This window comes from Streptomyces sp. RB17 (assembly GCF_009604455.1).
Classification (GTDB): domain Bacteria; phylum Actinomycetota; class Actinomycetes; order Streptomycetales; family Streptomycetaceae; genus Streptomyces.
In genome coordinates this window covers 58,387-80,765 of sequence record NZ_WEGL01000005.1, presented here as the reverse complement: position 1 = coordinate 80,765, position 22,379 = coordinate 58,387, and the positions used below count along the sequence as shown (strand labels likewise).

Annotated in this window: 19 protein-coding genes; 10 read left to right on the top strand and 9 right to left on the bottom strand. The window is 71.9% G+C overall.

Going from position 1 to position 22,379, the window contains the following annotated elements; translation table 11 throughout:
* Positions 1-30: 30 nt before the first annotated feature.
* On the bottom strand, positions 31-351 hold the full coding sequence (locus SRB17_RS22025; protein ID WP_153541453.1) for a hypothetical protein: 321 nt from the start codon (positions 349-351) through the stop codon (positions 31-33).
* Between the two features lie 248 nt (positions 352-599).
* Positions 600-1,814, bottom strand: coding sequence for a hypothetical protein (locus SRB17_RS22020; RefSeq protein ID WP_323376081.1), 1,215 nt, complete (start codon positions 1,812-1,814; stop codon positions 600-602).
* Between the two features lie 184 nt (positions 1,815-1,998).
* Between SRB17_RS22020 and SRB17_RS22015 the strand changes: the two genes are divergently transcribed.
* Positions 1,999-3,453, top strand: a complete 1,455-nt coding sequence (locus SRB17_RS22015; protein WP_323376079.1) for a glyceraldehyde-3-phosphate dehydrogenase — start codon at positions 1,999-2,001, stop codon at positions 3,451-3,453.
* Between the two features lie 74 nt (positions 3,454-3,527).
* Here SRB17_RS22015 and SRB17_RS22010 read toward each other — a convergent pair whose 3' ends face one another.
* The 3 genes from SRB17_RS22010 to proS all read right to left on the bottom strand — a co-directional run bounded on the left by SRB17_RS22010 (position 3,528) and on the right by proS (position 8,767).
* Positions 3,528-5,489, bottom strand: a complete 1,962-nt coding sequence (locus SRB17_RS22010) for a collagenase (RefSeq protein WP_153541447.1) — start codon at positions 5,487-5,489, stop codon at positions 3,528-3,530.
* A gap of 147 nt (positions 5,490-5,636) precedes the next feature.
* On the bottom strand, positions 5,637-6,590 hold the full coding sequence (locus SRB17_RS22005; protein ID WP_153541445.1) for a LysR family transcriptional regulator: 954 nt from the start codon (positions 6,588-6,590) through the stop codon (positions 5,637-5,639).
* 764 nt (positions 6,591-7,354) lie between these two features.
* Positions 7,355-8,767 carry a proline--tRNA ligase gene (proS, locus tag SRB17_RS22000; protein WP_153541443.1) on the bottom strand — a complete coding sequence of 471 codons (1,413 nt, stop codon included), beginning with the start codon at positions 8,765-8,767 and terminating at the stop codon, positions 7,355-7,357.
* Between the two features lie 117 nt (positions 8,768-8,884).
* On the opposite strand from proS, the gene SRB17_RS21995 reads away from it, so the two are divergent.
* From SRB17_RS21995 to SRB17_RS21975, 5 genes are all read left to right on the top strand, one after another.
* Positions 8,885-10,417, top strand: a complete 1,533-nt coding sequence (locus tag SRB17_RS21995; protein WP_323376078.1) for an alpha-N-arabinofuranosidase — start codon at positions 8,885-8,887, stop codon at positions 10,415-10,417.
* 12 nt (positions 10,418-10,429) lie between these two features.
* A complete protein-coding gene (locus SRB17_RS21990) occupies positions 10,430-11,746 on the top strand; it encodes a glycoside hydrolase family 27 protein (RefSeq protein WP_323376077.1) in 1,317 nt (438 codons plus the stop codon).
* A 2-nt stretch (positions 11,747-11,748) separates the two neighbouring features.
* Complete coding sequence (locus SRB17_RS21985; protein ID WP_323376076.1) at positions 11,749-12,756, top strand: LacI family DNA-binding transcriptional regulator; 1,008 nt, start codon at positions 11,749-11,751, stop codon at positions 12,754-12,756.
* 98 nt (positions 12,757-12,854) lie between these two features.
* Entirely contained in the window at positions 12,855-13,424 is a 570-nt protein-coding gene (locus tag SRB17_RS21980) for a TetR/AcrR family transcriptional regulator (protein ID WP_153541441.1), read from the top strand.
* 23 nt (positions 13,425-13,447) lie between these two features.
* Complete coding sequence (locus tag SRB17_RS21975) at positions 13,448-14,614, top strand: GDSL-type esterase/lipase family protein (protein WP_153541439.1); 1,167 nt, start codon at positions 13,448-13,450, stop codon at positions 14,612-14,614.
* A 15-nt stretch (positions 14,615-14,629) separates the two neighbouring features.
* Here the strand turns inward: SRB17_RS21975 and SRB17_RS21970 are convergent, their stop codons facing one another.
* Positions 14,630-15,391, bottom strand: coding sequence for a class F sortase (locus SRB17_RS21970; protein ID WP_153541437.1), 762 nt, complete (start codon positions 15,389-15,391; stop codon positions 14,630-14,632).
* A 206-nt stretch (positions 15,392-15,597) separates the two neighbouring features.
* Complete coding sequence (locus SRB17_RS21965) at positions 15,598-16,398, bottom strand: hypothetical protein (RefSeq protein ID WP_153541435.1); 801 nt, start codon at positions 16,396-16,398, stop codon at positions 15,598-15,600.
* A 508-nt stretch (positions 16,399-16,906) separates the two neighbouring features.
* Here SRB17_RS21965 and SRB17_RS21960 point away from each other — a divergent pair.
* Positions 16,907-17,785, top strand: coding sequence for an SCO6745 family protein (locus SRB17_RS21960; RefSeq protein WP_323376075.1), 879 nt, complete (start codon positions 16,907-16,909; stop codon positions 17,783-17,785).
* 199 nt (positions 17,786-17,984) lie between these two features.
* Here SRB17_RS21960 and SRB17_RS21955 read toward each other — a convergent pair whose 3' ends face one another.
* Both SRB17_RS21955 and SRB17_RS21950 read right to left on the bottom strand, forming a co-directional pair.
* Positions 17,985-19,196, bottom strand: coding sequence for a cytochrome P450 (locus SRB17_RS21955; RefSeq protein WP_153541433.1), 1,212 nt, complete (start codon positions 19,194-19,196; stop codon positions 17,985-17,987).
* Positions 19,193-19,903, bottom strand: a complete 711-nt coding sequence (locus SRB17_RS21950) for a tRNA-dependent cyclodipeptide synthase (protein WP_228396195.1) — start codon at positions 19,901-19,903, stop codon at positions 19,193-19,195. The genes SRB17_RS21955 and SRB17_RS21950 overlap by 4 nt, the downstream gene beginning before the upstream one ends.
* Before the next feature lie 227 nt (positions 19,904-20,130).
* On the opposite strand from SRB17_RS21950, the gene SRB17_RS21945 reads away from it, so the two are divergent.
* The 3 genes from SRB17_RS21945 to tgmB all read left to right on the top strand — a co-directional run bounded on the left by SRB17_RS21945 (position 20,131) and on the right by tgmB (position 22,346).
* On the top strand, positions 20,131-20,973 hold the full coding sequence (locus SRB17_RS21945; protein ID WP_323376203.1) for a fructosamine kinase family protein: 843 nt from the start codon (positions 20,131-20,133) through the stop codon (positions 20,971-20,973).
* Positions 20,974-21,154: 181 nt separating this feature from the next.
* The gene (tgmA, locus tag SRB17_RS21940; protein ID WP_020938095.1) at positions 21,155-21,346 is read left to right on the top strand and encodes a putative ATP-grasp-modified RiPP; all 192 of its coding nucleotides are present in this window, start codon (positions 21,155-21,157) and stop codon (positions 21,344-21,346) included.
* A gap of 16 nt (positions 21,347-21,362) precedes the next feature.
* Positions 21,363-22,346 (top strand): ATP-grasp ribosomal peptide maturase, encoded by a 984-nt coding sequence (gene tgmB, locus SRB17_RS21935; RefSeq protein ID WP_153541431.1) that lies wholly within the window; start codon positions 21,363-21,365, stop codon positions 22,344-22,346.
* Positions 22,347-22,379: the final 33 nt, after the last annotated feature.

Here is a 22,379-nt window from a genome sequence, read left to right as displayed (position 1 = left end):
CCCCACGAGCGGCCGCGGTACTACTCCTGGTCAGCGCACCTCGGAGTCGATCCCGGTGATCACGGCCGGCCCCAGCGCGGCGCTCCGCTCGTCAAGACCCGCGTCCCGGAGGGCGGACCTTGCCAGCCGGCGGGCCTCCTGCTCGGCGTGCGGGCCGGTGTCCGCCTCGACGGACAGACGGAGGGTGAAGGTGTTGTCCTCGTTGACACGGAGTACGTCCAGGCCCTCGGCGCTGCCCATCCGGGTGCCGTGCGGATCGGCGGGCCCGAGCGCCCTGGCCAGGCGGGTCCGGGTGTCCGTCCCGATGTCCGCGGTGAAGGTGCCGGGGACGCTGATCACGTAGGTCGTCATGACGATCCTTTCCTCGGGCGTCTCCCCGCCTACCCCGATTCCCGGCCTTCGCACCGGGCGCGCGGCGCGACGCTGCCCCGCGCCGCCCTCGCGAACGGCGCCGTCTCCCGCGCCTCTGCCCTTTTTACCCACCTCTCACCACTGGTCACGGGCGCGCCCGAGCCCGGTGCCCGACAGGTTCCGGCCGCGCCGCCCCGGGCGTCGTAGGTCAGCCGGGGCGGCCGCCGGCAGGACGAGCCGGTGGTGGCTCACAGCGGGGAATGGGCCACCACCGTCACGAAGGCACCGAACAGCAGGGACACCACCGCGAGACCGCCGTAGACGACCACGGCATGGGCCGGCCGGACTCGCCAGGTCCGGGCCAGCGCCCGGGCCATGGGGATGAGCAGCGGGAAGGCGGGCAGCAGGAACCGCGGCTTGGAGGAGAAGGAGCCGGAGCCGCCGACCACGAGCAGGATCAGGACCCCGGCGAAGACCACCAGGGCCAGCGGGGCGCGTTCCAGGCACAGCAGCGCGAACAGCAGCACACCGGCCGCGACGATCACCAGGGCCGCCGGATAGACGGCGCCACCCCCGTGCAGCAGCAGGGCTTTGAGGAAGCGTGCCGAGCCGACACCGAAGTCGAAGCGCGAGTCCCAGGCGCTCTGCACCTTGAAGTAGCCGCCGAGCAGGTCGCCCGTCTCGGTGCCCACCCACAGCACATAGGCGAGCCAGCCCAGCGGGGCGATCACGGCACCGGCCCACAGGCTCGCCGGGACCCGGCCGCGCCGCCGCAGCACCTCGTACGCGGCGGCGAGGGAGACGGCCACCGCCACCGCGAAACCGCTCGGCCGGGACAGCCCGGCCAGCGCGGCCAGCGCTCCGGCCCACAGCCAGCGGCCCTTGAGCACGCAGTACAGGGACCAGACGGCGAGGGCCGCGAACAGCGACTCGGTGTAGGCGATGGTCAGTTCGACGGAGTGCGGCATGGCGGCCCACAGGGCGACCAGGGCGGTGGCGACCCCGCGCCCGTAGAGGTGGTGCCCGATGGCGTACACGCCGTACGCCGCCACGCCCGCGGCGGTCCAGGCGATGAGCAGCGCGGCCTGGCCGGGCGTGAACGGCAGGACCGTGGTCAGCGCCCTGATGAGCCCCGGATACAGGGGGAAGAACGCCCAGTCGGACTGGACGGCGCCCTGCGGGGTGATCCAGATCTTGTGGCCGTAGCCCTGGGCGGCGATGTGCAGGTACCAGCGGGAGTCCCAGGAGTGGGCGAGGCTCCTGACCAGCGGGTGCCCCCTGACGGCGTTGGTGAGGATCACCAGGAGGATCCCGGCGAGCCGGACGGCCGCGAACAGGGCGAGCGCCGGGAGCGCCCCCTCGGGGAATCCACGCCGGGCGATCCGGGGCAGGGTCGGGGGACGCAGGGGCCGGGACGGGGACGGGGCGGCCGATTCGGGCCGCGGTACGGAGGAGGTGCTCACTCTCTTGACCTTGGGCACGCCAGGTAAGACGGGCAATCCGCGACCCGGGTTTCTTACGGACTTCCACCCTGATTCAGGAATCAGTCAAGGAATGGGTGCAAATCCCTTACTCCGCCACCCCCGGAAGGAGCAGTTGAGAGGTGTGGTTACCATATGAGCGCTGCCTAGCTCGAAAGATGGATCCGTGACTGTCAACGACGACTCGTTCACCAACTGGAAGATCCGCGAGGAGATCGCGGAGTCGATGATCCCGCTCATCGGGAAGCTGCACCGCGAGCGGGACGTCACCGTCCTGCTGCACAGCCGCTCCCTGGTGAACAAGTCGGTGGTCAGCATCCTCAAGACGCACCGCTTCGCCCGGCAGATCGACGGCGCGGAGCTGTCGGTCACCGAGACCATGCCGTTCCTCGAGGCGCTCACCGCTCTCGACCTCGGGCCCTCGCAGATCGACCTCGGCATGCTGGCCACCATGTACAAGGCCGACGAGCGCGGCCTGAGCGTCGCGGAGTTCACCGCCGAGGCCGTCGCCGGCGCCACCGGTGCCAACAAGATCGAGCGCCGTGAGCCGCGCGACGTCGTCCTGTACGGCTTCGGCCGGATCGGCCGGCTGGTCGCCCGCCTGCTGATCGAGAAGTCCGGCTCGGGCAACGGTCTGCGCCTGCGCGCCATCGTGGTGCGCGGCGGCGGCGGCCGTGCCGCCGAGGATCTCGTCAAGCGCGCCTCGCTGCTGCGCCGCGACTCCATCCACGGCCAGTTCCAGGGCACGATCACCGTGGACGAGGACAGCAGCACGATCGTCGCCAACGGCAACGAGATCAAGGTGATCTACGCCGACGACCCGTCGCACGTGGACTACACCGCGTACGGCATCCGGGACGCCATCCTCATCGACAACACGGGCAAGTGGCGCGACCGCGAGGGCCTGTCCAAGCACCTGCGCCCCGGCATCGAGAAGGTCGTGCTGACCGCGCCGGGCAAGGGCGACGTGCCGAACATCGTGCACGGCGTCAACCACGACACCGTCAAGCCGGACGAGCAGATCCTGTCCTGCGCCTCCTGCACCACCAACGCCATCGTCCCGCCGCTGAAGGCGATGGACGACGAGTACGGCGTGCTGCGCGGCCACGTGGAGACCGTCCACTCGTTCACCAACGACCAGAACCTGCTGGACAACTACCACAAGTCCGAGCGCCGTGGCCGCTCCGCGCCGCTCAACATGGTGATCACCGAGACCGGCGCCGCCTCCGCCGTCGCCAAGGCGCTGCCGGACCTCAAGGCGAAGATCAGCGGCAGCTCCATCCGCGTCCCGGTGCCGGACGTCTCGATCGCGATCCTCAACCTGCAGCTGGCGCGTGAGACCACACGCGAGGAGGTCCACGACTACCTGCGCGAGGTCTCGCTGACCTCGCCGCTCAAGCGCCAGATCGACTTCATCACGGCGCCCGACGCGGTCTCCAGCGACTTCATCGGCTCGCGTCACGCCTCGATCGTGGACGCCGGTGCCCTCAAGGTCGACGGCGACAACGCGATCCTCTACCTCTGGTACGACAACGAGTTCGGCTACTCCTGCCAGGTGGTCCGGGTCGTCCAGCACGTGTCGGGCGTGGAGTACCCGACGTACCCGGCGACGGCGGTCTGATCCCTCTCGTCGATACGTGTACGGCCGCCGACCGGGGTTTCCGGTCGGCGGCCGTTCTGCTGGGGCGCGTGCTGTCAGGCCTTGGCGGGCTTGGCGCAGGCGCCCGCGGCACACGCACTCAGCCACTGGTCGAAGTCGGCGTCGTAGCGGGTGCCGATGCCGTCGTGATAGACGGCGTATCCGCCGGCGTAGTCACCGACGCGGTAGCGGGCCAGCATGCGCTGGACGTCGTCGGAGTGGCGCTCGGTCATGTAGCGCACGGCGAGGTAGCCCCACGGGTAGGTGCGGATCACGTCGCTGTTGTCGTAGGTGCTCTGGAACAGGGTGCTCAGCTTGTACGTGTGCCTGCCGGCCTCCTGGATCGCCTGGTCGTCGGCGAGACCGCGGTAGCTGTAGGACACGTACTCCGCCAGGCCCTCGATCCACCAGATGTCCGGCACCGAGATCTGCTGGTCGAAGGCGCCCTTCATGTCGTCGCGGCCGTCGAGGAAGTGCGTGTACTCGTGGTTCAGGTTCCAGATCCGGGCCGTGAAACCGTCGTCGTAGTCCTTCTGGTACATGATCGACGTGACGTGGTTGGCCGGGTCGGACGGGTCGCCGTCCAGCGTCATGCCGCCGTTGTCGGTGCTGATGCCGTAGATCGGGCCGGCGTAGGTCTGGTAGTCGGCGCGGCTTGCGAAGACCACGAGCCGGATGGTGGACACGTACTGGCCGGGTATCGCCGCATCGGCCTTGACCAGACCGCGGAAGTACGCGCTCTGGTTCAGCACGCTCGCGCAGGCGGCGTCGAGGTCGGCGGCGGTGAGCGACTGGGCGAGGATGCTGACGTTCGCGTCGCACTGGCGGCCGACCGGCAGGACGGCCCTGGTCAGCTTGCCGGGCAGGTCGCAAACGTCGTAATAGGCGCAGTTGGCGCTGTCGTACGCGTTCGCCTGCGTGGCCACGGCGACCCAGAGCCCGGCCGTGGGGCCGGTCATCGCGGTTCCGTCGAGCAGGTCCTTCGTCAACGGGCGGATGGTGTCCCGCAGTTCGGGGTGCTCGACGTAACGGGCCAGGTTCATCCCCGCGTTGGAGTCCAGGAACGCCCGGTCGGTGCCGAGCAGGTCGGTGTTGGCGAGCGCGAAGTCGTCCAGGGTGTCGATGATGCGCGGGTCGGCCTCGACCGCCTGGACGTAGTCGGGGTTCCAGTTGCCACGCCACAGCGGTGTGTAGACGTCGTTGACGGCGCTGACCATGCTGTCCACGGAGTCGTAGGAGCTGTCGTAGTCGTTCAGCAGCCGCCGGTAGACGGAGAGATAGCGGCCCTGCTGGTCGGCGCTGTCGGTGAGGATGACGGTCTCGCCGAGGATGTCGCCGTTGACCGCCGTGACGTCACGCGCGTGCGACCGGGCGAAGAAGGCGTCCAGGCCGGCCGTGACCGCCGTGGTGAGGCGGGTGGTGTAGGGGCCGACGTCCCCCGGGTGGTTGAACTGCACGTAGTAACCGGCCCGCAGGAAGAGGACCAGCTGTTCCAGGCCGCCGGAGTCGTCGCCGCGGTACTGCTTGGCGGTGCGGGTGTACGCGGCCGCCACGCTGAGCATCTGGGCCTGCTGGAAGACGTCGTGCGCGTCCTTGCCGGTCACCGGGAAGAGGGTGTTGACGCAGTCCGTGGACGCGGCTTTCACGAAGGACACGAGGGCGGAGCCGGTACGGCTGCCGAAGTCGGCCGGAGTGCAGGAGGCCGCCTCGGCCGCCCTCCGGGCCGGGTGGGCCGAGAGGGGCTGCAGGGGCGGGAGTCGGTCCGGGCTGAGCCGCCGGGCCTGGCCGGCTGGACGCTCGGTGACGGGGGTGGTCGCACCGGTCGGCGACGGCGTGGACGCGTGCTGCCGGGGCGCGGTGGCAGCGCGGCTGTGCGGCTGCTGTGGTGCCGCCACCGCCGGGGCGGACAGCATTCCTGCCACGGTGACACAGACGACCGCGGCGCCGGCCATGCGTGCGGCCGTACGCGGGCGGTTGCGGCCGGGCGTGCGTCTGGGCAGCGCGAAGCGATAGCGCATCTGGATTCCTCCACGAAAGGACGCGCCTCGGTGGGGGGTTGAGGCGTGTGAGGCACTGTCTCAGCGGGCCACCCGCCCCAACAATGCCGTGTGACATAGCACATGACACTGTCCGCGCATAACATCGCGGCGCTGCCTTTGACGTGACTACGCCCCGGTGCCGCTCCAGGTGCGCGAGGCCCACGCCCGCAGATGGGGTGCCTGCGCGACGAGGTCGCGGTAGGCGGCGGTCGCGGACTGGGACAGGGCCTCCACGGCCTCCTCGGTGACGGTGTCGGGCCGCCAGGCCAGCACATAGCGGCACCACAGCGGGGACCCGGCCAACGGCTTGACCACGACGTGCGGGATCGGCCGCAGTGTCGGTTGTACGAGGGACACGCCCAGGCCGTCGGCGATCATGCTCTGCAGCTGGGTCTGGTCGCCGAGGAACTCGTGCACGGTGACCGGTGCGAACCCGGCCGCCGCGCAGGCGTCGTAGAACACCCCGGGCCAGCCGGCGCCGTCGTCCGGGGTCACGAACCACGCGTCCTCGGCCAGGTCGGCGAGCTGGACCTGGGCGCACTGCCGCAGCCGGTGCCGGGACGGCAGGGCCACGAACGTCGGCTCGGTGACGATCCCGCGGTGCCGCACCGCGCCCGAGTGGCACAGCTCCCTGCCCGGATAGTCGGCGGCGATGGCCGCGTCCACCGCCCCCTCCTCCAGCAACTCCACGATCCGCGAGGAGGCGTAGACACTGCTGACGGCGAGGGACACCTCCGGCAGCCGGGTGCGGACGCGGGAGACGGTGCCGGACAGCATGGGCGAGTTGGTGGCCGCCACGCGCAGGGTACGGCGGGCCCGCGCGGTTGCCGGGCGGTGGCCGATGGCGTCGGCGCGGGTCAGCACGTCGCGGGCCTGGGCGACGACCTCGGCGCCGTAGCGGGTGGGCCGCACCCCGCTCGTGCCGCGCTCGAAGAGCGGCTCACCGAGGTGGCGCTCGATGCGCCGCAGCTGGGTGCTCACGGCGGGCTGCGAGTACCCGAGCTGTGCCGCGGCGCGCCCCACACTGCCGGCGTCGGCGATCGCGCACAGCACCCGCAGGTGCCGCAGCTCCAGCTCCATCGCTCCACTCCCCGTATCCGTCCCCGGCCGGTCCCGGGAGATCCGTCCGCCCCTCCCGCTGAAACCGGTGCTCACAGCCACCGCCGACCGTGGTCACGACCAGCGGACCGAAGCGTCGCACCGCGCTGCCCCCGACACAAGTCGCAGGTCCGCCGACCTGCGGGCCAGGCCGAGCCAGGGCGCGCCCCGCCGGATCCGTGAACATCGTCAGCCGCTTCACCGACCACCCGGACCTACGCAGGCCGTGCACCAGCGCCCCGGTCACCACCGTCGGTCCGGGGCGGTCCGGGCCCGCCGTGAGGTGGGCGTCGGCCGCGCTCTGCCGCACGCCGCCGACGATGTTCAGGTCGACCCACCCGAGGCCTCTGTGGCGCTGGTACGGCTGTTCCCGGACGCAACGGCCAGGGGCTCAGGTTTCCCGGAGGTGGATACGACCGCATCCGAAAGGCTCGACCGCACCCCTCAGCCGCCGTCCGGACGCGCTCGGGCCGCATGCGCCGATTCCGGGCGGCGTCAGTGAGCCGGCCGCATGAGGAGGAACATCCCCGCCGGCTCGCCTTGTTGACGACCGGCCCCAGGCGCTCGGGCAGTGCCGGATGCGCGGCCGTTCATGGACCGACATCGTCGCGGCGCTCGGTGCTGTCCCGGCAGGCGGTCCAGCAGTTCCTCCAGGCGCCCCACAAGCGCTACCGCCGCGAGTCGATGACCGAGGAGCCGGCGTGGCGTCGGCCCACGCGCCCGGCGGCGGAAGCACCCCGCTCCCGTCAGTAGGCCCGCGCCACCACCGCCACGTTCCCCGGCTGGTCGTCGCTCGCCGGGACCGACCCGTCCGCCGCGACCAGGCACCGCACCGACACGCCCCGCTCGGCGAGCCCGGCCTCGCCCTCCGGGCCCAGCGTGGTCCACGGGATGCGGGCCCAGCCGGTGGCGGCGGCCTCGACGGCCTCCTCGACGGTGGTCACCTCGACCGTGCGCTCCTCGCGGCGCCGGCGGGACTGCTCCAGCAGCAGCGCCTGGTCCTCCTCCAGCGCCCTGGGCAGGAGCGCGGAGAGCGCCTCGGCCGCGACCGACTCCTTGGTGCCCGGGACACGGCGGACCAGCACGGCGGTGCCGTGCTCCAGATCGCGGGGTCCCACCTCGATCCGTACGGGCACGCCCTTCAGCTCCCAGTCGACGGCGCGCCGGCCGAACGGCACGTCCGTGCGGTCGTCGACGTGGACGCGTACCCCCGCCTCCCGCAGCCGCTCGCCGATCGCTCGGACACCGGCCAGTACCGCGTCATCGCCCCTGACGGCAAGGACCACCGCCTGGACCGGGGCCAGTCGGGGCGGGACGCGCAGCCCGTCGTCGTCGCCGTGCGTCATCACCAGCGCGCCGATCATGCGGGTGGTGGAGCCCCAGGAGGTCTGCCAGACGTACTCCTGCCGGCCGTCCTGCGTCACGAACTGCGTGCGGAAGGCCTGGGAGAAGTTCTGGCCCAGCTCGTGGCTCGTGACCATCTGGAGGGCCTTGCCGTCGCCCATCATGCTCTCGAGGGTGAGGGTGTTGATCGCTCCGGCGAACCGTTCCCGGGCCGTCTTGCGTCCGGAGACGAAGTCCATGGCGAGGACGTCGCGGAGGAAGGCGCCGTAGACCTCGCTCTGGACGCGCGCCGCGAAGGCGCGCGCCTCCTCGTACGTGGCGTGCGCGGTGTGGCCCTCCTGCCACAGGAACTCGGTCGTGCGCAGGAACAGACGCGGGCGCAGCTCCCAGCGCACCACGTTCGCCCACTGGTTGATCAGCAGGGGGAGATCGCGGTAGCTCTGCACCCACTTGGAGAAGTACTCGTTGACGATCGTCTCGGAGGTGGGGCGGACCACGACGGGCTCCTCCAGCTCCTTGCCGCCCGCATGGGTGACGACCGCGAGCTCCGGCGCGAAGCCCTCGACGTGCTCGGCCTCCCTCGTCAGATACGACTCCGGGATGAGCAGCGGGAAGTACGCGTTCTGGGTGCCGGTCGCCTTGATCCGGGCGTCCATGTCCTGCTGCATCCGCTCCCACAGGCCGTACCCGTACGGTCGGATGACCATGGTGCCGCGCACCGGGCCGTTGTCGGCCAGCTCCGCCTTGGTGATCAGGTCCTGGTACCAGCGCGGGAAGTCGTCCGCCCGGGGTGTGAGAACGGGTGCCTTTGCCATGCCGGGCAGGCTAGGCCGCAGGGTGCCGGCACGCGAACCAATTACCGCCCCCTTGACCCGCCCGTGCGGTGCTGCCATTTTTTATCGATACAAAAGATCTCGGACAGGAGTACGCCCGTGCCCACCGCCACCGCGATCATCAACCTCGACATCGAGGGCCCGGCGATCAGCCGTCACCTGTACGGGCACTTCGCCGAGCATCTGGGCCGCTGCGTCTACGGCGGGTTCTGGGTCGGAGAGGACTCCCCGATCCCGAACGAGGGCGGCATCCGCCTGGACGTCGTCGAGGCGCTGCGCGCCCTGCACATCCCCAACCTGCGCTGGCCGGGCGGCTGCTTCGCCGACGAGTACCACTGGAAGGACGGCATCGGACCGCGCGAGCAGCGCCCCCGGATGGTCAACACCCACTGGGGCGACGTGGAGGAGAACAACCACTTCGGCACCCATGAGTTCATGGCGCTGTGCGAACTGCTCGGCGCGGAGCCGTACATCAGCGGCAACGTGGGCAGCGGCACCGTCCGGGAGATGAGCGAGTGGGTCGAGTACCTCACCCGGGACGGCGACAGCCCGATGGTGCGGCTACGCGGGGAGAACGGGCGCGAGGCACCGTGGCGGGTGCGGTTCTGGGGCATCGGCAACGAGACCTGGGGCTGCGGCGGCAACATGCGGGCCGAGTACTTCGCGGACCTCGCCCGCCAGTACGCGACGTACTGCCGCGACCACGGCGAGAACAAGCTGTACCGGATCGCCTCGGGCGCCTCCGACGACGACTACAAGTGGACCGAGACGCTGATGCGGCAGATCAACTGCTTCGGCTGCGAGGCCACTCCGCGCACCTACTACCAGGCCCTGTCCGTCCACTACTACACGCTGGCAGGGCCCTGGGAGGCCAAGGGCAGCGCCACGGTGTTCGACACCGAGGACTACTACCGCACGATGGTCTCGGCACGGCGCGTCGATCGCGTCCTCACCGGTCACTCCACCGTCATGGACTGCTACGACCCGAAGCGCACCGTCGGTCTGGTGCTGGACGAGTGGGGCACCTGGTGGGACGTCGAGCCGGGCACCAACCCCGGCTTCCTGTTCCAGCAGAACACGCTGCGTGACGCGCTGGTGGCGAGCACCCACTTCGACATCTTCCACCGGCACGCCGCCCGCCTGGTCATGGCGAACATCGCGCAGACCGTCAACGTCCTGCAGGCCATGCTGCTCACCGACGGGGACGCGCTGGTGCTGACCCCGACGTACCACGTCTTCGAGATGAACAAGGGTCACCAGGACGCCACATCGCTCCCCGTCCATCTGCTTGCGGACGACGCCCGGCGCCGGGTCGGAGAGGCCGAGCTGGAGACCGTTTCCGTGTCGGCCAGCGTCAAGGACGGCACGCTCCTGGTCTCGCTGAGCAACCTGGACGCGGAGGAGCCCGCCGAGGTGACCCTGGACCTGCGCGGCGGGCGGATCGGCACGGCACGGGCGCGGATCCTCACCGCGGACAAGCCGCAGGCGCACAACACCCCGCAGACTCCGGAGGCGGTGGCCCCGCGCACCTTCGACGGCGACGGCGTCCGGGGCACGGACCGCGGACTGGCGCTCACCCTGCCGCCGCACTCCTTCGTGACCGTCCAGGCGCCCATGACCGTGTCGAGCTGAGAGGCGGCGACCGTGGACCGACCCCTTCCCGAGCGGCGCCTGCGCCCCCCGATGGGCTGGAACAGCTGGGACTGCTACGGCACGACCGTCACCGAGGAGGAGGTCCTCGCCAACGCGGAGTTCCTGCGGGACCACCTGCTTGCGCACGGCTGGGACACGGTGGTGGTGGACATCCAGTGGTACGAGCCCACGGCCCGCGCCCACGGCTACAACCCGGACGCGCCGCTGGTCCTGGACGCGTACGGCCGCCAGCTCCCGGCGCCGAACCGGTTCCCCTCCGCCGCCGGCGGGGCGGGCTTCGCACCGCTCGCCCGGCGGGTGCACGACCTCGGGCTGCGCTTCGGGCTGCACATCATGCGGGGCGTACCGCGCCGTGCCGTCGCCGCCCGACTGCCCGTCGCCGGCACGGACTTCACCGCCGACGAGATCGCCGACACCGGCTCGGTGTGCCCCTGGAACTCCGACAACCACGGCCTGAACCACGACCACCCGGGCGCCCAGGCGTACTACGACTCCCAGGTCGCCCAGTTCGCCGCGTGGGGCGTGGACTTCGTCAAGGCCGACGACATGCTCTTCCCCTACCACGAGCGGGAGATCGCCGCGTACGCACGGGCGATCGAGCGCAGCGGCCGGCCGATCGAGCTGAGCCTGTCCCCGGGCACCGACATGTCGCTCGCCCGGCTGGACCACCTGCGCGGGCACGCCACGATGTGGCGGATCTGCGACGACCTGTGGGACCGCTGGGAGGACGTCGAGGCCCAGTTCGCCCGGATGGCGCGATGGGCGCCCTGGCAGGGCGAGGGCGGCTGGGCGGACGCCGACATGCTGCCGCTCGGCCGCATCGGCGTCCGTGCCGAACGCGGCGAGGATCGGCTGTCCCGGCTCACCCGGCCCGAGCAGATCAGCCTGCTCACCCTGTGGCTGATCTCCCGTTCCCCAATGATGATGGGCGGTGACCTGCCGACCAGCCCGCCCGAGACCATCGAACTCCTCACCAACGACGAGGCGTTGGCCGTCCTGTGGCACAGCACCGACAACCGCGAGGTGCTGCGCGAGGGCGACCTGGTGCTGTGGACCGCCCGCGACACCGACGGCCGTACCCGCTACGCCGCCGTGTTCTCCCTCGCCGACGAGCCCCGCCGGTACGAGGTGCCGCTGGGCTCGATCGGTGCCCGCCCGGCCGATCGCGTCCGGGAGCTGTGGACCGGTACCGGCGTGCCGCACGACGGCCGGCACCTGGGCGTCGGCCTGCCCGCCCATGGCGCCGCGCTCTATCGTCTCGCGGAGGACGGCGTGCGTCCTTCCTCGGAGGACACCGGGCAGGAGTGAGCGTGGCGACGATCCAGGACGTGGCGAAGGCGGCCGGCGTGTCCGCGATGACCGTCTCCAACGTCATCAACCACCGCCCCCACGTCCGTCCCGCCACCCGCGAGCGCGTCCTCGCGGCGATGGCCCGGCTCGACTACCGGGTCAACGTGGCGGCCCGCAACCTCCGCAAGGGCCGCACCGGCACCATCGGCCTCGCGGTGCCCGAGGTGAACCGCCCGTACTACGGCCGGCTCGCCGAGGCCATCATCGCCGCGGCGGGCCGGCACGGGCTGCGGGTGAGCATCGAGCAGACCGGTGCCCGCCGCGAGAACGAGCTGGCGGCGCTGTCCCAGTCCCGCAACCGGCTCTACGACGGGCTGATCCTCAGCACCGTCGGCATGGGCCCGGCCGATGTGGCGGCGCTCGAGGTGGACCATCCCGTGGTACTCCTCGGCGAGCGGATCTTCGGCGGGCCCGTGGACCACGTGGCCATGCCCAATGTCGAGGCGTCGGCGGCCGCCACCCGGCATCTGGTCGAGCGGGGCTGCCGGCGCGTGGCCGTCGTGTGCGGGGAACTGTGCGAGGAGGTCGACGTGTCGAGCCTGCGGCACGGCGGCTACCGGCAGGCGCTGGCCGCCGCCGGCCTGCCCGAGGACCCGGAGCTGGTGCGGAGCGTGCCCGCGCTCACCATGGCGGCCGGGGCCCGGCAGGCGCGGGCGATGGTGGCGGGCGGGCTGGACTTCGACGGAGTGTTCTGCGTGACGGACACCGTCGCGATGGGCGTGCTGCGTGGTCTGGCGGACACCGGGGTGCGGGTGCCGGAGCAGGTCAAGGTGATCGGGTTCGACAACGTCGACGAGAGCGCGTTCCTCGTCCCGTCGCTGTCCACGGTGGATCCGGATCACGACCTGATGGCGGAGCGGGCCGTCGACCTGCTCGTCGCACGGCTGGGCAGCGCCGGCCCGCCGGCGGACCGGGAGGAGTTCTTCGGCCCCTTCTCCCTGGTCATCCGCGAGTCCACGGCTCTCTGACCGACGTCGACCGACCCTCCTGGCTCCAGCGCGTGCGCCCATTTGCCTAAAGTCTTTAGGAAGCTCCATAATCACTTAAGGCAGAAGGGAGAGTACTTATGGTTAGGGCCGGTCTGACCACCGAGCGCCTCGTCCGTGCGGGCGCGGAACTGGCCGACGAGGTCGGCTTCGACCAGGTGACCCTGTCGGCACTGGCCCGGCGGTTCGACGTCAAGGCAGCGAGTCTGTACTCGCATCTGAAGAACTCCCAGGATCTGAAGACGCGGATCGCGCTTCTCGCCCTGGAGGAGCTGGCCGACCGCGCCGCCGACGCGCTCGCCGGCCGGTCCGGCAAGGACGCCCTCGCCGCCTTCGCCGACGTGTACCGCGACTACGCCCGTCGGCACCCCGGCCGCTACACGGCGGCCCGGCACCCGCTGGACCACGAGACGGCCGCCACGAGCGCCGGCCCCCGGCACGCGCAGTTGACCCGGGCCGTCCTGCGCGGCTACGACCTGCCCGAGCCCGACCAGACCCACGCGGTCCGGCTCCTCGGCAGCGTCTTCCACGGCTACGTCAGCCTGGAGGCGGCCGGCGGCTTCAGCCACAGCGCCCCCGACTCACAGGAGTCCTGGACGCGGATCGTGGACGCCCTCGACTCCCTGCTGCGCAACTGGCCCACCCCCTGACCCCGGAGACGCAGGCCGACACCATGCACACCACCCCGCTCACCCCCGACCTCCTGCGCGGCGCCCTCGATCTGGAACACACCGCCCAGGGACTGCTGCCGCACCGGCTGCCGGCCCGCGCCCGTGCGCAGTGCTCCGACCCACAGCTGGCCATGGCGGAGTCCCAGCCCTCCGGTGTACGGCTGGTGTTCCGCACCCGCGCGACCACCGTCGAGCTGGACACCCTGCCGACCAAACGGGTCTACGTCGGCGCACCGCCACGCCCGGACGGCGTGTACGACCTGCTCGTCGACGGACGCCCGGCCGGCAGCGGCCGGGTCACCGGCGGAAACACGCTCACCATCGACATGACCGCCGGAACGGCCGAGCACCGGCCGGGCCCGGCCGGCACCGTGCGCTTCTCCGGGCTGCCCGGCACCGCCAAGGTCGTGGAGATCTGGCTGCCGCACAACGAGACGACCGAGCTCGTCGCCCTGCGCACCGACGCGCCCGTGGAAGCCGTACCGCACCAGGGCCGCAAGGTGTGGCTGCACCACGGCAGTTCCATCAGCCACGGCTCGGACGCCGCGAGCCCGACCAGCACCTGGCCGGCGCTCGCCGCGTCCCTCGGCGGGGTGGAACTGATCAATCTCGGGCTGGGCGGCAGCGCCCTGCTCGACCCGTTCACCGCTCGCGCGCTGCGCGACACCCCGGCCGACCTGATCAGCGTCAAGCTGGGCATCAACGTGGTCAACGCGGACCTGATGCGGCTTCGCGCGTTCGGTCCCGCCGTGCACGGCTTCCTCGACACCGTCCGCGAAGGGCACCCCGACACGCCGCTGCTCGTCGTCTCGCCGATCCTGTGCCCCATCCATGAGGACACCCCGGGCCCCAGTCTCCCGGACCTGTCCGCCCTCGGCGAGGGACGGCTGCGGTTCCGGGCCGCCGGGGACCCGGCGGAGAAGGCGAGCGGAAAACTCACCCTGGGCGTCATCCGGGAGGAACTCGCCCGGATCGTGCACGAACGGTCGGCCGAGGACCCGCGGCTGCACCACCTCGACGGCCGTGAACTGTACGGCGAGTCGGACTTCGGCGAACTGCCGCTGCCCGACGGCCTCCACCCGGACGCCGCCGCGCACCGCCGCATGGGCGAACGGTTCGCGGCGCTGGCGTTCGCACCGGGAGGCCCTTTCGCGGACGGCACCGCCTGACCCGTACGGGCGGGCTCACACCAGGTGGGCGAAGACCACGAGGTTGTCCTTGTAGTCCTTCTTGTTGTGGTCGTACTCCCCCGCACAGGTGATCAGTCGTGCCTCGGGGCGCTTGGCGTCGGCGTAGACCCGCTTGCTGGGGAAGTCGTCCTTGGCGAAGGTCTCCTTGTCGTCCACGACGAACTTGGCGTCGCGTCCGTCGGCGCGTTCCACCGTGAAGTGGTCGCCGGGCTTCAGCGCGCTCAGGTTGGCGAAGACGGCCGCGGAGGTCTTCGTGTCGACGTGTCCGGCGATGATCGCGGTGCCCGTCTCACCGGGCGCGGCGCCCTTGGCGTACCAGCCGACGAGGTTGGTGTCGCCTGCCGGTGGCGGGTTGAGGTGCCCCGCGGCGTCGATGGTCAGGGTGGTGAAGGGCGCGTCCAGGGAGATCTTCGGGATGCGCAGACGGGTCGGCGTGGACCTGGGCAGCTCCGTGACGGCCTGCCGCGGCTCGGACCGCTGCGGCTCGGCCTGCTGCGGCCCGGCCTGCTGGGGGTCGGCCCGCTGCGGCTCGTCCTGCAGGGGTTCGACCTGCTGCGGCTCGGCCGGGGCGCCGGCACTCGCGCCCGCGGTACCGGACGCCTGCGGCGAGTCGTCCGAGACCTGGTGACCGCCGAACAGGCTGACGGCGAGGAGGACGATCGCCACACCCAACAGCGTCAGGCGTCCGCCACGGCCGGAACTCCGCCCGTTCGCCTGCGGTCCCGCGGAGGTCGGGGAGGAGGGTTCTGCTGCCATCGGACACCACCTCACTCGGGCACGGCAGCACAGGGATCTGGACAAGGGCGCCGGAACGATTCCCGGCGCGCGGGGAAGGACGTACAGGGACGTCCGCACAAGCGGATGGTGTGTGCGCCCGGACGGAGCGGAAGGCCGACGGGTGCGGGCCGCCGACGCGATGCGCGCGCCGGCGGTGGCCGAAACCTCGGGGAGGAGTCGTTCGGTCAGGCCGCCGGCCGGCCGGCCTTCCTGCGGCGCAGCAGGTACATCCCACCCGCGCCCGCGGCCAGTACGGCCAGGCCTCCAGCGGTGACACCCGGAGTCGCGAGCGCGCCGCCGCCGGTGTGGATGCCACCGTGCGGGCTCTCGTGACCGCCCCGCTCGCCACCGTCACGACCGCCGTACCCGCCGTCGTCCCCACCGCCGTCGCGACCGCCGTCCCCGCCACCGTCGCGACCGCCGTCGCCGCGACCGCCGTCCCCGCCACCGTCACGACCGCCGTCACGACCGCCGTATCCGCCGTCGTCGCCGCCCGAGCCCCAGTCGTCACTGTGCAGCGCGGCGAGTGCACCGCCACCGGTGTGGACACCGCCACGCGGCTCGTCGTGGCCACGGCCCCTGTCGTGGTCGCCCCCGCCGTGGTCGTCGCCCTCGCCGTGGTCGTCACCGCGACCGTGGTCGTCGTCCCGGCCGTGGTCGTCGTCGTTGCCCCGGTCGTCGCCCCGGTCGTCACCTCGCACGGCGGCCAGCGCTCCGCCACCCGTGTGGATTCCGCCGCGGGGCCCGTCGTGTCCGCGGCCCCCGTCGTGGTTGTCGCCGTGATCATTGTCGTGGTCGCGGCCGGAGTCGTGGTCGCGGCCGGAGTCGTGGTCGCGCCCGTGGTCCTCGTCGGAACCCCGGCTGTAGGAGGAGTCGTCGCGGCCTCCGTCGTCACCCGCGGGAACGGCGAAGGCGGCACTGGGCGCGCCGAAGGTCAGTGCGGCGGTAGCTGCCGCCGTGGCCAGAAGCATGCGGGCAGAACGCATAGCGATGTCCTTTCGTCGTGGCCGGGCAGCGGATCCGTCATCAGCTGGATGGACCCGGCCTCGACATGAACCACCGTCAGCGAGCCCGCAAGCTCCCACCATCCGGGCCACCCAGCCGGGGCATCGCGCCACCCGTCTGTCCCAGTGATCGCGCCCCGGCGGCCCCCGTCCGGGCGAATCACCCGGCGCGCCGCGCCACCAGCCGCCGGTCGTCGAACACCCCTCGCCCGGCCGAGGACCCGACGAGCCTGCGCTGCCCGACGCCGGCGCCCCCCGACGACATCGTCGCCCGACCCGGCGGCATTCGGCTGACCGCGCACGCCTTTGACCCGGTCGACCCGGTCACCACCCTCCCGATGCCGGGCAACGCCATCGGCCATGTCCGGCCCCTGCCCGGGTGAGTTCCGGCCGGACCGGGCTCGGCTGGACCCGCCCCTCTTGTTATGACGTCCGTCATAACGCAGTCTGGTGCCGACAGCACGACAGGCCGAAGCGGTGGGAGGAAGCGGTGGCGGACGCGATGGCGCGGGCCCTGTGGGAGCGGTACGAACCGGTGCACGATCTCGTGTACTTCGCACCGGAGGTGCACCGGGCGGCGGACTCGCTGGGGATGCGCGGGTTCTGGATGGGGTACTTCGCACTGCGCGCCGCACCGCTCGGCGCGGTCTCCCCGTCCGTCGTGACCAGCTGTTTCTACGTCTTCCACCCCGCCCGGGCGGCCCGGGCCCTGCCGGCCGCCTGGACGTACGCGACTCCCGCCGATGTGCTGGCCGCCCGTCAGGACGCCCTGGACGCGGCGATGACCGGCCTGTTCGGACCGGACACGGTCGGCTCGGCCGAGTTCGCCGAGGCCGCCGACCTCGCCTGGGAGGCGGCCGCGGCGGCGGACACCGCGGGGCGGGTGCTGGCCGCCGCCAACCAGGCGCTGGAGCGGCCGGACCGTCCCACCGCACGGCTGTGGCAGGGCCTGACGACGCTGCGCGAGCACCGGGGCGACGCGCATGTCGCGGTGCTGGTGAGTCAGGGACTCGGCCCGGTCGAGGCGATGGTGCTCAAGGCGGCCGCCGGCGAGTCCGACGGGGCGTTCCTGCGGGAGACGCGCAAGTGGGGGCAGGCGGACTGGGATGCGGCCGGGGCACGCCTGCAGGAGCAGAGCCTGCTGGAAGCCGACGGGTCGCTCACTGCGGCCGGCGCGGCCGTGCGCGCGGAGGTGGAGGCGCTGACGGACGCGGCGGCCGAACACCCCTGGACCGCCCTCGGCACCGACCGCGCCACGCGCCTTGCCGAACTCCTGGAACCACTGGCCCACATGGTCGAGTCCTCGGGCCTCCTGCCGCCGGGCAACCTGGTGGGCCTGACGCGGGGCACGTACTCGACCGGCCGCTGAACGAGTCCCGGCCCGCCGGTCGGGAATTCGCCCCGAGTGTTCACACCCGACCGTCCGCCGCCTCTCCCGTTCCAGTTTGTCGCCCCACGGTCCGCAGCCCGTACCCCGGCCGGCCGAGCCGTCGGCGCCCCCGACCGGGATGCAGGGTCGGGGGCGCCGTACGGACAGCCCGGTGGCCGGGGCCATCAGGTGGCCGGGGTCACCAGGTGACCGGGAGCCGTTCGGGGATGCGCTTCATGAAGCCCGTGCGCCACACCAGTTGGCCGGGGGGTACGGCGAGCGCGAGGTCGGGCAGGCGGTCGAGGAGGACCTCCAGGGCGATCCGGGCGTGTGCGCGGCCGAGCGCGGTCGCGGGACAGTAGTGGGCGCCACCGCCGAAGGAGAGGTGGTCGGCGGTGTTGTCGCGGTGGACGTCGAAGCGGTGCGGGTCGGGGAACTTCCCGGGGTCGAGGTTGGCGCCCTCCACCAGCACCAGGACGAGTTCGCCCCGGCGTATGTCGACATCGCCGAGCCGGACGTCCTCCAGGGCGAGGCGGGGCAGGGCGTCGCCGATGGAGAGGTTGACCCGCAGCAGCTCCTCCACGCCGGGACCGATCAGGTCCGGGCGGTCGCGCAGGAGGTCGCGGGCGATGGGGTGGGTGAGCAGGTAGACCAGGGCCATCGACAGGAAACCGGAGGTGGAGATGACGCCTGCGCCGAACATGGTGACGCCGACGGTGGCCAGCATCTCGTCGCTGAGGTGGGCGTAGTCCGGGTCGTCGCGCAGCGCGGCGAGCTCGCCCATCAGGCCGTGCGTCGCCGGTTCGTCGAGCAGGGCCGTCATCCGGGCGATGTCCCGGTCCCAGTTGATCTGCGCCCCGCTGATCGGGCACGGCGAGTTCATGAAGGCGATGTCGAGGCTGCGCAGGAAGGCCGCGGCCTCGCTCTGCGGAATGCCGAGGATGCGGCAGTGCATGCCCGCCGAGTACGGCTCGCAGAACGCCCCCCGCAGGTCGGCCGTCGGGCCGTCGGCCAGCAGCCGGTCCACCAGGTGGTGGGCCTCTGTGCGCAGCCACTCCAGCAGGCCCGGCGACTTCGGGTTGAGCGCCTTCAGCACCGCCCGGCGCAGCCCGGCCCCGGTGATGTTGCCCATGTTGTTGACGACCTCGGGCGGGATCGTGAGCGCGTACTGCCGGGGGACTCCGGGGGCGGAGGTGTCCTTCAGGGAGAAGCGGTCGTCCTTCAGGACCTGTGCGCACAGGTCGTACGACGACACCAGCCAGGCCTCGTCGCCGGCGATGGTCCGCACGCGCCGTACGGGGGTGTCGGCGCGCAGTTTCTCCACCTCGGCGGGCACCTTGGTGCCGTCCCAGGAGAACGGGAAGTCGAGCAGGGGCGGGTGGCCGGCGCGGACGCCGGGGGCGGTGGTCATGCGGCGGTTCCTTCGAGGGCGACGGGGGTGACGATGGCGTGGCCCTGGTTGCGGGAGGCGCGCAGGCCGGCGCCACGGGAGTACAACAGCTCGGCCATCGGCAGCAGTTGGTGGTAGCAGTTGAGCGAGGAGGGCACCTTGAGGATGGCGGGGGTGTCCAGGAACAGTGGCGCCTCGGCGCACACGTACTCCAGGCACACGGCGCGCTGCCGCTCGGTCGGCGTCTCCCCACGCGCACTGAGGAAACGATCCACCAGAGCATCGCAGACGGCCCGGAAGGCGCCGTCGGAGGCCAGGCGCGCGGTGAGATGCCGGTGGATGTCCTGGTAGGCGGGGTTGGTGCGGAACTCGGACATCGGGTGCCAGTCCATCCGCAGGCCCTCCGGATCGGCCGCCGACACCGCGTCACGGACCTTGGCGCGCACACCGCGCAGGTTCTTCACCGCCTTGCGCCGGGCCTCGTCCGCCGGATAGCCGGACGCCTCGTACATCTCGGCGACGTACAGGTCGGTGTAGACGAAGTCGACCCGGTCGAAGCGGCCCAGTCCCCAGCGGGCGAGGTCGTGCAGGCGGCGGGCGGAGAAATAGCTGTTGCCCGGGGACACACCGATCACGGCGTGCGCGCCCTCACCCAGGATGACTTCGCAGTGGGAGGTGTACGGCTGGACTTCGAAGACGTCGGCCATCAGCACGGATGCTGTGGTCAAAGGGGAAATCCTCCGCCGCGCGCTAGTCCCGGCGGGGCCCAGTGCCCCTGGTGTGGCGACGCGGCGCCCTCACGCTAGCGGTACGGATTCAGTACGGGTAGTGACCGCCTGGGTTTGACTGAAAACAGTCGTAGCAATGGTCGAAGTCGGCCGCCGCAAGCCGCTGTTGCGGGACGTAGGCTGGGGGCGTGGTCAACCGGGACGAGGATCGCGAGGATCCGGGACGGGTGGCGTCCCGGCTCACCGGACGCCCGGCCGCCGGCGCACGGGCGGCCTCCGGATCACCGGCCGGGGTGACGTTGGACGACGGCACATCGGTCATGGTCAAGCGGGGTGACGCTGCCGGGGCCGTGCGCGCGGAGGTGGCGGGGCTGCGCTGGCTGGCCGCGGCGGACGCGGTCCGGGTGCCCGCGGTGCTCGGTCACGACGAACACTGGATGGTGACGGAGCGGGTGCCGACCGGGCCGCCCGACCCCGAGGCGGCGCATCATTTCGGCCAGGCCCTGGCCGCCCTGCACGCCGCAGGCGCTTCGGATTTCGGAGCTCCGCCGCCCGGCGGCCCGGAGAACGCGTTCATCGGCCTCGCCCCCATGCGCAACACGCCGGGCGGCGACTGGCCCGGCTGGTACGCCGAGCACCGCGTGCTGCCGTATGTGCGTGCCGCGGTCGACCGCGGCACGCTCCGCCCGGGCGAGGCAGCCGTGTTCGAGCGGGTCTGCGCGCGCCTGCCGGATCTGGCGGGTCCGGCCGAGCCGCCCGCGCGCCTGCACGGCGACCTGTGGAACGGGAACGTGCTCTGGGGCACCGACGGTGAGGTCCGGCTCATCGACCCGGCCGCGCACGGCGGACACCGGGAGACGGACCTGGCGATGCTCCAGCTCTTCGGCTGCCCTCATCTGGACCGGGTGCTCGCGGGGTACGAGGAGACGGCACCGCTCGCGCCCGGCCGGCGCGACCGCGTGGGCGTGCACCAGCTGTTCCCGCTGCTGGTCCACGCCGTGCTGTTCGGCCGCGGGTACGCGGATCAGGCTTTGACGGTGGCCCGGAGCGCGCTGTCGCTCACGGGGTGACCGCTCCCTTTCCCCGCGGAATCGCAACGTCCCGGTCTTCTCCCGCGTCATCGGCCATGCAGGCACACCCGTTCTGCGGTGCCCGTCGGGCACCCCCTCCGACCTGTGGTTACTCAGCGTGAGGAAACCAATCACCCGTTCGATTCGTATAAGGACGTGAAAGCCGAATCAGGGAGAGACCATGCAACCGTTCACGCTCAACTACGCGCGCCCCGCTGTGCAGTTGGACGTCACCACTCCGTACGCGTACGACTCCGGACTGCAGTTGAACGTCCTCCCGGACGGGCGCATCGCCGCCACCGACCACGCGACCCTGAGAGCACTCGGGACCACGACCTCGACGGCCGGTTCCAAGACGCACTTCGACGACTGAACCCGGGCCTTGGAACATGACCGTGCTCATCCTGACCAGTGACGAGGACGTGACGGCGGACATGGTGGTCCTCCGACTGGGCGAGGCCGGTGTGCCCGTCGTCCGGCTCGACCCCGCCGATCTGACCAACGGGGTGGCGCTGTCGGGCGAGTACGTGCGGGGCGCCTGCCGTGGACATCTGTCCGTCGGCGGGCGCCTGGTGAGCATGAGCGGCCTGCGCTCCGTCTGGGTGCGCAGGCCCGGCGACGCCGCCGCCCGCGCCGCCCAGCCGTCCGCCTGGCTGACGGAGGAGTCGACGCAGGCGCTGTACGGCATGCTGCGCACGACCGCCGCGCGCTGGATGAACCATCCGGACGCGGCCCGCCGCGCCCGCCACAAGCCCTGGCAGCTGCATCTCGCCCAGGACAGCGGCCTCCCCGTGCCGGCCACGCTGATCACCACGTTCCCGCAGGCCGCCCGGGAGTTCGCGGAGCGCTTCCCGGATCTGGTGGTCAAGCCGGTGTCCGGCGCCCATCCGCAGGAGCCGCCGCGCGCGGTGCCGACCAGCCGGGTCGCGCCGGACACCGACTTCTCGGCGGTGGCCTACGGTCCGACGCTGCTGCAGCGGCGGATCGCCAAGCGGGCCGACGTCCGGCTCACCGTCGTCGGCGACACGCTGTTGGCCGCGCGCAAGCCCGCCGACCCGGACGCCCACCCGGACGACGTCGACGTCCGCTTCGCCCCGTCGGTCTCTCCCTGGCTCCCCGCCGACGTACCACCGCGCGTCGCCGAGGGCGTACGACGGTACATGAGGGGCGCAGAACTGGCCTACGGCGCATTCGACTTCGCCGAGGACGCCGACGGGATCTGGTGGTTCCTGGAGTGCAACCAGTCGGGTCAGTTCGGGTTCGTCGAGATGGACACAGGTCAGCCCATCGCCGCCACGATCGCCGCGTGGCTCGCCGCGGACGGGGATCCGGACGGCAGGTGTGCCGAGGGCGAGCGGAGTGCAGGCTCTTGACGGTGCGGGGATCGGCTCGGAGAAAGGAACGCC